The sequence below is a fragment of the Martelella sp. AMO21009 genome (genome assembly GCF_053484295.1).
This window is the reverse complement of the sequence record NZ_JBAKFR010000021.1, coordinates 43,191-56,584: the sequence shown is the minus strand read 5'-3', so window position 1 is coordinate 56,584 and position 13,394 is coordinate 43,191. Positions and strand designations below refer to the sequence as shown.

The 13,394-nt window shown below is 60.5% G+C and carries 10 protein-coding genes; 4 read left to right on the top strand and 6 right to left on the bottom strand.

Annotated features, from left to right (window positions below; genetic code table 11):
- Positions 1-59 precede the first annotated feature (59 nt).
- From V6766_RS18810 to V6766_RS18800, 3 genes are all read left to right on the top strand, one after another.
- Positions 60-1,229, top strand: coding sequence for a hypothetical protein (locus V6766_RS18810; protein WP_448469138.1), 1,170 nt, complete (start codon positions 60-62; stop codon positions 1,227-1,229).
- 571 nt (positions 1,230-1,800) lie between these two features.
- The gene (locus V6766_RS18805) at positions 1,801-2,784 is read left to right on the top strand and encodes a DUF6035 family protein (RefSeq protein ID WP_448469136.1); all 984 of its coding nucleotides are present in this window, start codon (positions 1,801-1,803) and stop codon (positions 2,782-2,784) included.
- Positions 2,785-3,024: 240 nt separating this feature from the next.
- Positions 3,025-3,606, top strand: coding sequence for an HNH endonuclease signature motif containing protein (locus V6766_RS18800; RefSeq protein ID WP_448469134.1), 582 nt, complete (start codon positions 3,025-3,027; stop codon positions 3,604-3,606).
- Positions 3,607-3,828: 222 nt separating this feature from the next.
- Here the strand turns inward: V6766_RS18800 and V6766_RS18795 are convergent, their stop codons facing one another.
- Together V6766_RS18795 and V6766_RS18790 are read right to left on the bottom strand one after the other, a co-directional pair.
- Entirely contained in the window at positions 3,829-4,179 is a 351-nt protein-coding gene (locus V6766_RS18795; protein WP_448469132.1) for a hypothetical protein, read from the bottom strand.
- Positions 4,180-4,236: 57 nt separating this feature from the next.
- Complete coding sequence (locus tag V6766_RS18790) at positions 4,237-5,418, bottom strand: site-specific integrase (RefSeq protein WP_448469130.1); 1,182 nt, start codon at positions 5,416-5,418, stop codon at positions 4,237-4,239.
- A gap of 136 nt (positions 5,419-5,554) precedes the next feature.
- On the opposite strand from V6766_RS18790, the gene dusA reads away from it, so the two are divergent.
- A complete protein-coding gene (gene dusA, locus V6766_RS18785; protein WP_448469183.1) occupies positions 5,555-6,538 on the top strand; it encodes a tRNA dihydrouridine(20/20a) synthase DusA in 984 nt (327 codons plus the stop codon).
- A gap of 83 nt (positions 6,539-6,621) precedes the next feature.
- Here dusA and alaS read toward each other — a convergent pair whose 3' ends face one another.
- The 4 genes from alaS to V6766_RS18765 all read right to left on the bottom strand — a co-directional run bounded on the left by alaS (position 6,622) and on the right by V6766_RS18765 (position 13,302).
- Positions 6,622-9,276, bottom strand: a complete 2,655-nt coding sequence (gene alaS / locus V6766_RS18780; protein WP_448469128.1) for an alanine--tRNA ligase — start codon at positions 9,274-9,276, stop codon at positions 6,622-6,624.
- Positions 9,277-9,417: 141 nt separating this feature from the next.
- Positions 9,418-10,503 (bottom strand): recombinase RecA, encoded by a 1,086-nt coding sequence (recA, locus tag V6766_RS18775; RefSeq protein WP_448469126.1) that lies wholly within the window; start codon positions 10,501-10,503, stop codon positions 9,418-9,420.
- A 198-nt stretch (positions 10,504-10,701) separates the two neighbouring features.
- Positions 10,702-12,351, bottom strand: a complete 1,650-nt coding sequence (locus tag V6766_RS18770; protein WP_448469124.1) for a SulP family inorganic anion transporter — start codon at positions 12,349-12,351, stop codon at positions 10,702-10,704.
- Between the two features lie 96 nt (positions 12,352-12,447).
- Complete coding sequence (locus tag V6766_RS18765; protein WP_448469122.1) at positions 12,448-13,302, bottom strand: MurR/RpiR family transcriptional regulator; 855 nt, start codon at positions 13,300-13,302, stop codon at positions 12,448-12,450.
- Positions 13,303-13,394: the final 92 nt, after the last annotated feature.

Sequence of the window (13,394 nt, the reverse complement as noted above, 5' to 3'; positions counted from 1 at the left end):
AACCGCCGCGCGGGTACTGGGCTCGCGTGAGATCAGGGCAGACGCCCAGGCGCCCGCCGTTGGCTGCCTTCCGAGAAGAGGTTGATCGCAGGCGACGTGAAACCGTGCGAGCCAAATCCGCGGGGTTGCTGTCGAAGCTACAGCAACAATTCTACCAAGCTGCGCTGTCGGATCTGAAACGCCAAGGCATTGGGATCGATCAGGCCGAATTACGGGCGGGGCGATTGCCCGATCTCGATGCGGACATTGCTTCTCAAATCCTGCTTCTTATTCAGGGTCGAGGACATGACTGGGTCAAGGACGGGGCGGTGGAGACGCGATGGAACCACTCCGTACAGGCGAGTGCATCGAAGCTCGTCGAGAAGCTCATGCCGATGGCGCGTCCGCATCTGTTGATGTTCGAGAGCGAAGGAAATCGAAACTGGTACAGGGCGAGCGGTCCAGCAGTGCTGGTGCGCTTGACGGTGCCGCTACAGGAACGGATTGCGTCGCTTGTTTGCCTGGTCCGCGAACATGAATTGCGTCACGTCGTCATGCCTTTGATGGCATGCGATCATGCCTGGTCCGCTCATCACGTCCATGGCCCGGACGCGTATCTTCTTTTGGAAAGCACGTTGTGTGTATCGAGAACTGAAGTCTGGGTAGAGGCGACACACAAGGCTTGGCGCGAGGAAGGTCCGCCAGAGCGCATTGTGACCGGCGGACTGAGCCTGCAGGCGATCATGCCTATAGATTACATGCCGGTCCGGGAAGTGTCCTTGCCGCCTGCGATTTCAAGGGTCACGGTCAAGCCGTATCACGAGCGTCTTCAGGCACTGCTGGAACTTGATCGCGTCCACGGAATGATGTCTGACGCGGCCTACGGAATGGAACGGAAGGTTCCTGATCAGACACTCGCGCTGGCGGACCGAATATGGTTCGGTCAGGAAAGCCCTTTTCGAGCGGCGCGAGAGGCTTGGGAGCATTTACAGGACGAATTAGAGCGATGGGAGGAGGAACTCGGAGCCGAGCGATCCGCATTGGCTCAGTCGATCTTGGGCATAGAGGTCGGAGATATCGTGGTCGCCGAAAATCGTGGTCGTTTCGTTCGTTTGTCCGTGAGTGACGTCACCCTCCACGCGAGTGAAAAAGGCGCCACTTTCATCGTCAATGGTACGCGATTCCGTAAAGACGGAACTCTGGGAAAGCAGCAGGACACACTCGCCCTGCATTTCGAAGGTGGCCGGTAGGAGGCGGGCGTTGTCGGTGTCGATGAACCGGCTTGCGGAACATCGATTGCCCAGGCTTCCCCCAATCTCGAAGCCGAGCAATTAAGCCCAATGTGGCCGAGAAAATTAGGACAGCGGTGGAATTGTGCCGCGGGGCTTTGATTGTCTGTAAAACCGCGTTTCCGGCAATGCGTCTAAGCCGCATTGTGGAGCTTTTTAGCTTCCATCATGATGTTTCAAAGCTGCCAATGAATAATATCGAGCAGTATTTCTGAAACTACAGTGTGAGTTTTGTGATTTTGGATGATCTATGGCCAATCCGCATTTCAAGAGAACACTGAGACGGGTGGTAGATCTCGAGACGATGCGGTCCATCTCGAGTGACGAACTTATGGGGATGGGCTCGGATGACTACCAAGTCATCCGCAGGCGCGCGACGAGGGCCAGGCTCGATCACCAGCCGCGCTATGTGTGTGGCCAATGTGGGTATGCGGTTTATGCGCCACGTGAACCCCGGACCGGACTTCCCTATTGGAAACACCATTACGGAGCACCTGAAGACTGTCCATGGTGGACGGGGGTCCCGTCCGAGGTGGACAAGGTAAGTGCCCGACAATTTAGTGGCGCTCAGGAGAGCCCGCTTCATATTAGGATCAAGAATATCGTCGGGGAGTTGCTGAACGCGGATGCCCGCACAGAACCGGGAAGCGTGATTATCGATGAATATCTTGTCACGGAAAGCGGTCGGCGGCGTCCCGACGTGCGCGTTGTCTACGACGACGCGCCTTTGGTGGTGGAGGTTCAGCTCGCGACAACCCAGATCCCGATCATAGTTCAGCGTGAGGATTTCTACACCGATGAGGCTCATCGGCTGTTGTGGCTGACCTGGAACTTTGAACCGCCTCCGCCGGGCGACCGACTTCCTAGTTCATTCGAGGACATATTCTATTCTCACAACAAGAATCTGTTCGCGATGGATGACGAGACGATCAGTCTGTCACGGCAAGAGAGCGATGTCTGTCTTCGAGCATTCTGGGTGCGGGATCATGTCTGGCAATCAAAGCTGGTTAGGCTCTCGGAGTTGCAGTGGCTTCCGAGTGGCCGTGCTTTCGCCATGGCGCCGCCGCTATCCTGGCATGAGGATTTTCTGATGCGATGGCGTGCTGCCACTGGCAATCATGCTCTGCAATGGCCTGAACGGGGTATGTTGCTCAGCGAGCTGATCGAGAACCTGACACTTGAGAATGTGGATGGCCGCGCCCTCGAGGATCTCGGCGTCGATGCATTGATAAGCTGCCTGCTTTCGCTACTGGACGGACACCCGGTTGGATCGCAGCAAAAGAACCTTGTCGAGGTGCTGAACACTTTCCTCTATGCCAGCCGGCGACATCGCTATGCGCGCCTTGTGCGTCGATTTGCGGAACTCACTGGCCAAACCGTCGTGCTGAAAACACCTAGCGTCCAAGCAAAGCTTGCGGCGGCACTTGCGACTCCTCAGGACGATCCGCAAAGTCTGACGGGGCGGATAGCGCTCGGGTTGTTCCCGCAGGTATTTCAAGCGCGCAAGAGCAGGTGAGCGGGATAGTGTTTTGTTGGACTGTGATTGGAGGGGCGATTGTCAGGGCCATCGGAAAAGACGATACGCAGGCTCTTCGCATTATCCGGTAATGTGTGCGCCTTTCCTGGTTGTAGTTCGCCCATTGTCGAATCGGGAGGGACTGTAGCAGGAGAGATTTGTCACATTCGCGCGCGAAGCAGGGGTGGGCCCCGGTACGATGAAGCGCAGTCTGACGCGGACCGGCACGGCTTTGATAATTTGATCCTGCTTTGCCGGCGGCATCATAAAGTTGTTGATGCGGAATCCGACATCTACTCTGTGGACGCATTGCGAGAAATCAAGGAAATCCAGACGGCGCAGTTAGGCCGGCCTGAGCAGGCGACGGATGCATTCTTTGCAAAGTTGTTGCTGAACGCGTCGCGCCGTTTGGTGGTGAACAACAATAGCGGGAACGTCGTTGTCGACAGTCCTGGAGCGATTGTCGGCGGCACCGTCAACGTGAAAGCTCGGGGTCGCACCGTAAGGATCGAGCCACCAGCCGGTACCATCGGAGCCGATCAGGACGCGTGCCGGTATATTCAATACCTCATCAGCCGTTACAACAAATTCGCCATGCAGGAGCCTGGGCGTGCGACCAGATTCAGTCATGGGGCGATTTCCAAGAATATCGAACACAAATTCGGAGCGCGGTGGAAGCTTCTTTCGTTGGAGCACTTCGTCCCCGTAAGCGAGTATTTGCACGGCCGGATCGGGAAGACGCGCTTGGCTAAATTGAATGCTTCGAAGGGCTGGAGATCCTTTTCGTCATTCGAAGAGTTTAGACGCGGTGAGGGGCGCTGACGCCGTGTATCGCGCCTGACAAGTTGCCGGGCAATGCTCCGACTGGCTTCGATATCGATGAGGGGCGCGACGGAGCGACCCGAGAGGCAGGCGACTACGAGTTTGCACTATTCCGTGACGGACCCGGCCCTCCCAGCCGATTCTCATCGCGGCCGCTCTCTGGGCGTCCTAGAATCCCCAAACATCGTGTGCGCCCGATCATAGGTACAAGCCAACAGGCTGTCAGTTTTCCCATTCGCTGCGGCGGCCTGGCGGCCGAGCTTCCGCTGTGCGCCAAACCTTGCCGCCTCGCTCGCCGCGGCGCATCTGTTTTCCATCGGGCGTCCAAGCAACAACGGTAGCAACATTCGCGTTGCGATACCTCCCGGTTTCGTCCCATTCCCAGTCGAAACTCACCGTCTCGCCTTTGAACACGAACTTGCCCGACCACGGAGCCAGGAAGGAGTATTTTTCGCCGTTGATGGTCATGACGTGTTGATGCCAGGCGCGCTTGTTGCCGCCCCGACTTGGGGGCCGGGATTTGTCCTTAAGATACGCGCCATAGGCTTCGACTTCGACCTTTTCGATCCTCACAATTCTCTCCAAACGTTAGGCTCCGTTTGGCACGATGTGCATAAGGATAGATTTTCCTTATTGGAGCTCCGCAGGTCTGCCAGTTCTCTCCGAACGTCGTCGGCGTGGAAACTGGCCGTGTTGGACAAGTTTCAGGGCAGGGTCCTTCCTTGTCACTTCCGTGAGCCATTTCCAGCTGTCGTACTTGTCTCCTGTCTGCCGCAGGTGCGTATAGCGTTTGAGCGACGTCCACGACCGGTGTCCGGAGTTGGATGCGACCTTGGGTATGTTCAAGCCAAGCTCGAACAGCCTGGAAACGCCGTCGTGCCGCAGGTCATGAAAGCGAAGATCGTCGATCCCGAGAAGCTTGCAGGCGCGCGTGAAGGACGCGCCGATCGCGTCCGTGGTGTAAGGGAAGATCTGATCGGCGACTTTGGGCATGGCCTCGACGATCGAAAGTGCTTCCTCCTGCAGGTCGCACCACACATCGTTGCCGATTTTTTGGCCGGGATTCTTCATGTCGCGCACCAGTACGCGCTTGCCTTCCTTGTCCAAGTCTTTCCAGGTGATCCGGATGATCTCTTCCTGCCGGCGGGTGGAGAAGATGGCGAAGGCGATGATGCGGTGCATCGGAATCGAGGAAGGTCTGGAAGCCGATCGATCCTTGAAATGCTGCATGAGCCTGTCGAGTTCGTCGAGGGTTGGTCGACGATCGCGTTCACGGCTCTTCGTCGTCAGACCGAGCCGGTCGGCGACGATCCAGGCATCTTGCATGGCTTGCCGGTCAAGAGGGTAGTCCCAGGCAGGGCGCGCGATGGCGAATACGGCGCCGAGGTGCGAGAGATAATTCGAGACGGTCTGTGGCTGAACTCCGCTCTCTAGTTTCTCGCGCGCGAACGCGACAATATCGGCACTCGTGATCGAGGCACATGTTTTGTCGGCGATATCGAAATCCTTGATGCTCCTGAGCACCTGCGCCTTTGTCCGACCGATCTTCTTGTTGCTTTCTCGGATGTAGAGATCTATCGCGTCGGAGAGCGTCGGGTCTTGGTTCCCGCTCGACCTGGATTCGAGCGCGGCCTCAAGCGCGCCAGGTTGACCGAGCCGATCTTCGCGTTGCCTGAGCCAGGCGTTGGCCGTCGATCGGAGCTCGAAGGTTTTGTTCTCACGCAGGACGATCTTGCCGCCGCGCTTTATGACAATCTGCGCGAGCCATGCTACAGATCCATCCTTGCGTGAACGCTTTACGATGGTGCCCATATCGGTACAACATTGCCTTTAGCGGTACAACATCTGTTGTACTTTCCGGGTAAAAGGGTACGAAATGAGCCGAAAAGAGGCAAGGGCAAAAATGAGAGATATGGACTAAGTAGTGGAAAAAGAAGGAAAATCGCAGATTAGCGTATCTCGGCGTTTTGCTATAGCGCCCATGATCGATTGGACGGATCGGCATTGTCGGTTTTTTCATCGGCAGATGATGACGCGCGGGCAGGTGTATACGGAGATGATCGTGGCCGATGCTGTGCTGCGTGGCGATCGCGAGAGGCTACTGGGCTTTTCGCCGGTGGAGCATCCCGTGGTGCTGCAGCTTGGCGGGTCCGATCCGGTGAAGCTTGCGGAGGCGGCGGCGATCGGCAGCGATTTCGGGTATGACGAGATCAATCTTAATGTCGGCTGCCCGTCGGACCGCGTTCAGTCCGGTACGTTCGGCGCCTGCCTGATGAAGACGCCCGAGGTCGTGGAACGGGCGGTTTCGGCGATGAAGGCCGCTGTTTCGGTGCCGGTCACCGTCAAATGCCGGATCGGCGTGGATGATCAGGATCCCGAGACGGTGCTTCCGGATTTCGTCGACCGGATGGTGGGCGCCGGGGCCGATGCGCTATGGATTCACGCCCGCAAGGCATGGCTGAAGGGGCTGAGCCCCAAGGAAAACCGCTCGGTTCCGCCGCTCGACTATCCGCTGGTCTATGCCATGAAGGCGCGGCATCCCGACTTCTTCATCGGCATCAATGGCGGCATCCTGACCATGGATGCGGCCGAGGCCCATCTCGACAAAGTCGATGGCGTGATGATGGGGCGGGCGGCCTACCAGACGCCTGCAATTCTGGCTGACGTTGATCATCGACTGTTTGGCGAGCCGCGCCGGGCGCTGGACTGGGAAGCGCTGCGCGACGCGATGATGGCCTATGCGGACCGTGAAATGGCAGCGGGCACCCGGCTTTCCCAGATCACGCGCCATATGGTTGGCCTGATGAGCGGCCATGCCGGCGCGCGCCGTTATCGCCAGATCCTTTCAACCGAGGCGACGAAGCCGGGCGCGGGGCCTGACGTGATCGCGCGCGCCTTCGACGCCGTTGCGCTGGATGAAAAAGCGGCCTGATCCGGCCACTTGGTTCCAGACGCCGAACGGGAACAAGCGCGGCTCAATACACCCGCAAGGTTTGCAGCGCTCCGTTGCCGGCCTCAACCGGCGAGCGCTGTCCGCACGGCATCGATGGCAGCCTCGGCGTTTGCGCCATCGGGGCCGCCGGCCTGGGCCATGTCGGGACGTCCGCCGCCGCCCTTGCCGCCGACGGCCGCCGAGGCCGCGCGCACCAGATCGACCGCGGAAAATTTCTGCGTCAGATCGTCGGTCAGCGATACGACGATGCTTGCCTTGCCGTCTTCCGCCACGGCGATGAAGACGACGGCGGTGTGATCGCGGTTGGTCTTGGCGGTATCGGCCATGCTCTTCAGGTCTTTCGCCGCCACGCCCGAGAGCACTTTGGCGATCAGGTTGATGTCGCCGATCTTCTCGGATTCGTCGGCCGATCCCGAGCCGCCGAGGGCAAGCTGCTTGCGCGCCTCCGTGAGTTCGCGCTCCAGCCGGCGGCGTTCATCGAGCAGCGCCTCGACGCGAGTGCCGACATCGTCAGGCTGTACCTTGAGGCTCGCCGCCAGCGCCTTCAGCTTTTCGTCCTGGTCGGTGAGATAGCGGCGCGCATCGATGCCGGTGAGCGCCTCGATGCGCCGCACGCCGGCGCCGACCGCGCTTTCGCCAACGATCCGGATCAGGCCGATATCGCCGGTGGCGCGCACATGCGTGCCGCCGCACAGTTCCAGCGAATAGGTCTTGCCGGCCTTGTCGCCCGACGTCGCGGTACCCATCGACACGACGCGCACCTCTTCGCCGTATTTCTCGCCGAACAGCGCCATGGCGCCTTCCGCGATCGCGTCGTCGACGCTCATCAGCCGGGTTGCGACCGGGGCGTTCTGCAGCACGATCTCGTTGGCCATGTTTTCGACGTCGGTCAGTTCCTCAGCACTCAGGGGCTTGGGGTGCGAAATATCGAAGCGCAGCCGCTCGGGCGCGACCAGCGAACCCTTCTGGGCGACGTGGTTGCCGAGCCGCTCGCGCAGCGCCTCATGGATGAGATGGGTGGCCGAGTGGTTGGCGCGTAGCCGCGAGCGGCGCGCATGATCGACTTCCAGCGAAACCGGTTCGCCGCGGGTGATTTCGCCCGTCTCGACGGTGGCGTAGTGCACGAACAGGCCGCGGCCCTTTTTCTGCGTGTCGGTCACGCGCAGAACGGCCTTTTCGGTCCGGATCGTGCCGGTATCGCCCATCTGGCCGCCGGATTCGCCATAAAACGGCGTCTGGTTGACGACGATTGCGACGGCATCGCCCTCCCGTGCGGCTTCCACCGAGGCGCCATCCTTGACGAGCGCCAGGGTGATGCCCTCGGCCTTTTCGGTATCGTAGCCGAGAAACTCGGTCGCCTCGTGCTTCTCGCCGAGCTCGAACCAGATCGTCTCGGTCGCCTTGTCGCCGGAGCCCTGCCAGTGGGCGCGCGCTTCGGCACGCTGGCGGTGCATGGCGTCCTGAAAGCCGGTGAGGTCGACATGGATGCCGCGGGCGCGCAGGGCATCCTGGGTCAGATCGAGCGGGAAGCCGTAGGTGTCGTAAAGCTTGAAAGCGGTCTCGCCATCGAGGCTGTCGCCCTTCTTCAGGTTGCTGCTTGCCTCATCCAGCAGCGTCAGGCCGCGGTCGAGGGTCTTGCGGAACCGGGATTCCTCAAGCTTCAGCGTCTCGGAAATCAGCGCCTCGGCGCGATGCAGCTCGGGATAGGCGCGGCCCATCTCGCCGACCAACACCGGAAGCAGCTTGTAGAGCACCGGCTCGCGCGCGCCGAGCAGTTCGGCGTGGCGCATGGCGCGGCGCATGATCCGGCGCAGGACATAGCCGCGGCCTTCATTCGACGGCAGAACGCCGTCGGCGATCAGGAAGGCGGACGAGCGCAGGTGATCGGCAATCACGCGGTGGCTTGCGCGGTGCTCGCCCTCGGCCTTCACGCCGGTGAGATCCACCGATGCTGCGATCAGGTTGCGAAACAGGTCGATGTCGTAATTGTCGTGCTTGCCCTGCAACACGGCCGCGACCCGCTCGAGGCCCATGCCGGTATCGATCGAGGGGCGCGGCAGGTTCTCGCGGCGGTCGGCGGAAATCTGCTCATACTGCATGAACACCAGGTTCCAGATCTCGATGAACCGGTCGCCATCCTCCTCTGGCGAACCGGGCGGACCGCCCCAGATATGATCGCCGTGATCGTAGAAGATTTCGGAGCAGGGGCCGCAGGGGCCGGTATCGCCCATCGACCAAAAATTGTCCGAGGTCGCGATCCGGATGATGCGCTCGTCGGGCAGGCCGGCGATCTTCTTCCAGAGGTTAAAGGCCTCGTCGTCCTCGTGGTAGACGGTGACCAGCAGCTTGTCCTTGGGAAGCGCAAATTCGCCGGTGATCAGGTTCCAGGCAAGCGAGATCGCGCGCTCCTTGAAGTAATCGCCGAAGGAGAAATTGCCCATCATCTCGAAGAAGGTATGGTGGCGCGCGGTATAGCCGACATTGTCGAGGTCGTTGTGCTTGCCGCCGGCGCGCACGCATTTCTGCGCGGTGGTCGCGGTGGAGTAGGGCCGCGATTCAAGCCCGGTAAAGACGTTCTTGAACGGCACCATTCCGGCATTGGTGAACATCAGAGTCGGGTCGTTATGCGGCACCAGCGGACTGGACGCGACAACTTCATGTCCATTCTGCTTGAAGTAGTCGAGAAAGGTCGACCGGATTTCATTCACGCCATTCATGCTGCGCACGTCCCTTTGAATTCTGGTGTGTCCGTTTCCCGGCTTTTAACGACAGGCGAAGATACTGTCCAGACAAGAGAAAACAGCGGCCCGATAAAGCCGCTGTTTAATCGAAATCATGAAGTGTCCTTACAACAGATCTCAGTCGTCATTGGTGCCGGTGGCATCGCCGCCGTCTTCATCCGTATCGAGCAGACCTTCCGAAAGCAGGCCGGCATTCTGGCGCAGCGCAAGCTCGATCTCGTCGGCGATCGCAGGATTGTCCTTCAGGAACTGCTTGGCATTTTCCCGGCCCTGGCCGAGACGCTCGCTGTTATAGGAGAACCAGGAGCCGGACTTCTCGACGATGCCGGCCTTGACGCCGAGATCGATCAGTTCGCCGGTCTTGGAAACGCCCTCGCCATACATGATGTCGAACTCGACCTGCTTGAAGGGCGGGGCCATCTTGTTCTTCACCACCTTCACGCGGGTCTGGTTGCCGACCACCTCGTCGCGATCCTTGACCGCGCCGATCCGGCGGATGTCGAGACGTACGGAGGCGTAGAATTTCAGCGCGTTGCCGCCTGTCGTGGTTTCGGGCGAGCCGAACATGACGCCGATCTTCATGCGGATCTGGTTGATGAAGACAACCATGCAGTTGGAGCGGGAGATCGAGCCGGTGAGCTTGCGCAGCGCCTGGCTCATCAGACGGGCCTGGAGACCGGGGAGGCTGTCGCCCATCTCGCCCTCGATTTCCGCGCGCGGGGTGAGGGCGGCAACCGAGTCGATCACGATCACGTCGAGCGCGCCGGAGCGCACCAGCGTATCGGCGATCTCAAGCGCCTGCTCGCCAGTATCGGGCTGGGAGATCAGGAGGTCGTGCAGGTCGACGCCGAGCTTGCGGGCATAGACCGGATCAAGCGCATGTTCGGCATCGATAAAGCCGCAAATGCCGCCGTTCTTCTGCGCCTCGGCCACCGTCTGCAGCGCGAGCGTGGTCTTGCCCGAGCTTTCCGGGCCGTAGATTTCAATAATGCGTCCCTTGGGCAGGCCGCCAATGCCGAGCGCGATATCGAGACCGAGCGAGCCGGTTGACACCGTTTCGATCTCGACGACGCTGTCATTGGCACCGAGCTTCATGATCGAGCCCTTGCCGAACGAGCGCTCGATCTGGGAAAGTGCCGCTTCCAGCGCCTTGCTCTTGTTCACCGATTTTTCCTCGACGAGTTTTAGTGAATTCTGTGCCATGGACCTTATCCCTTGTTGTCGCTGCCGCCTAGACGATTTCAGAATTTACATATTTGTACTCCATTTGTTCCATTCCTGCAAGCCCCTGTCAAATCATTGTTTTATATATAGAAAGACAACAATGTTCCGGTTATGTATTTCCGCTTGAAAGCTTGTGTACGGCGTTGCGGGAGGAGGAAAGCGCCGGTCGCGCCCGCCTCAGTCCGCCGTTTCGTTTTTGTCGGCTTCGATTCGTGCGGCCGCCTCGTCGAGGGTGGCGCAATAGGCGACGCGCGGTTCTGAGATCCCGTGGCTTTCGAGGATAGACCGGACGCTCGGCGTTGCGCCGGCGAGCAGAACCCGAACCTTGCGGTGTTCGGCCTTGCCGATGGTGCCCTCCAGCACGTTGGCGGCGGAGGAATCGACATAGGGAACGTCGGAAAGGTCGAGCACGAAATTCTTCGCACCGCCGGCCACCCGGTCGAGCACCGAGCCGACGGTGGCGGCCGCGCCGAAGAAGAACGCGCCGGAAATGCGGTAGACCACGGTGTCGGGGTCGGTGTTGGCGATAGGGGCTTCCGGGCGGGTGTTGTAGTCGGAATAGGGGTTTACGGCGACATTCTTGCCCATGCGGTCGATGAACATGACGGCGCCGAGCGCGAAACCGGCGACGATGCCCTCCGTCAGGTCGCGGAAAACGACGAGCAGAAGCGTCACGAGCAGGATGACGGCATCGCCGCGCGAGGTGCGCAGCAGCGTCCGGATCGCGGCCTTTTCCACCATCGTCCAGGCGACGACCGCCAGAACGCCGGCAAGAGTTGCAAGAGGGATGAAGCGGGCCAGCGGCGCTGCGACGATCATGAACAAGAGCAGGAATAGCGAATGCAGCATGCCGGAAAACGGGCTGGTCGCGCCGGCGCGCACATTGGTCGCGGTGCGCGCGATGGTGCCGGTCACGCAGATGCCGCCGAACAGGCCGGAGGCGATATTGGCCACGCCCTGGCCGACCAGTTCCATGTTGGAGCGATGCCGGCGCCCGGTCATGCCGTCGGCGACGACGGCGGAAAGCAGCGATTCGATCGAGCCCAAGAGCGCGAAGGCGAAGGCGTCGGGCAACACGGCGATGACCTTCTGAAGCGACAGCGCAGGCAGGGCCGGGGCCTGCAGCCCGCGCGGCAGGCCGCCGAACTGGCTGCCGATGGTTTCCACCGGCAGGTTGAGGGCAAAGGCCGCGAGGGTTGCAACGGCAACGGCGATCAGCATGCCCGGCCAGCCCGGCCTGAAGCGCTTCACGGCCACGATGATGGCGATGGTCAGCACCGCTATGGCAACGGCCGAAATGTTGGTCGTGCCAACATATTGCGCCAGATAGGCGACCTTTTCGGCGAACGGGCCTGGCTCCTTGCCGGGCAAATCTAGGCCGAAGATCGCAGAAAGCTGGCTGGCGAAGATGATGATGGCGATGCCGGCGGTGAAGCCAACGGTCACCGGATAGGGGATGAAGCGGATATAGGCTCCGAGCTTGAGATAGCCGGCCGCGATCATGATCAGGCCGGAAAGAATGACGGCAATCAGCAGGCCGTCAATGCCATGGCGCTCGACGGAGGCTGCGACCAGCACGATGAACGCCCCCGCCGGACCACCGATCTGGTGTCGGCTGCCGCCTAGCAGCGAGACGAAGAAGCCGCCGATGATCGCGGCATAAAGGCCGCGGTCGGGCGAGACGCCGGAGGCGATCGCGATCGCCATCGACAGCGGCAGAGCGACGATCGCGACGGTCAGTCCGGCAATGGCATCGCTTTTCAGACGGGAAGCGGAATAACCTTCGCGCAGAACGCTAATGGTTTTGGGAACGAGACGGGTGGGCATGGTCGTTTTACCTGAAGGCGGCGGAAGGGCGGCAGGATCATTGCACCCGGTGGGCGATTCCGTCAATCGGAGGCCTGCCGGCCAAGGGAGCGCGCGCTATTTCTCGTTAATCTTCAGCGCCGTAACCGCATCGCCGCTATCGGCAATGTAGTCGCCAGCGTCCTGTTGGCGCTGGAGCAGCAGAATGAAGATGAAGTCGGTGAGCATCAGCTGGGCATCGCGCGCGGTGATCGCCGAGGAGCGCACCTTCTCCTCGTCCGCAATGGTGTAGAGGTTGAGATCGGCGACGCGGGCGATCGCGTTCTGTTTCGGACCCGTGAGCGAGATCACGGTGACGGCGCGCTTGCGGGCGAGCTCGGCGATCCGTACGGTCTCGATGCTCGCGCCGGAATAAGAGAGCGCGAACAGCACATCGCCGGGCCTAGCGGCGGAGACATTGGCCATCTGCACATGGCTGTCGGAATCATGCAGCGCGTAGCGGCCGAGCTTCTGCAGCTTGTAGCAGAAATCGCGCGCCACCAGCGAGGAAGCGCCGACTCCGGCCACATGGATGCGCTGAGCGGCGTCGGTGATCTCCAGTGCCCGGGCAATCGCGCTCTCGTCATTGGCGGCCAGCGTCTGCTGCATGGCGTGCATCTTGCTGGCAAGAAGCTTTTGCGCGATCGTGGCCTGGCTGTCGTCAAGCTCTATGCTCGCATGCAGCGCGCCCGGCGCGCGCCATTCGCTGGCCTTCGCCTTGCTGACGGCAAATTTCATGTCCTGATAGCCGGAAAAACCCAGTTTCTGCGCGAATTTCACCACGCTCGACTGGCTGCGCCCGGTCTTCTCGGCAAGGCTTGCGGACGACAGCCGCAGCACCTCGTCCGGATGGGCGAGGATGAAATCGCCGATCTGCCGGTCGGCGGGCGCAAGGCTTTCGAGTTGGGCTTCGATGATGCTGAGGACGGACACGGCCTGCCTTTCCGAAAGGGTCGAACGTGAAGAATAATAAATTCCTGAATTCGGGAATACAATGGAATTGTTGCAAATTGATTTTCGCGATT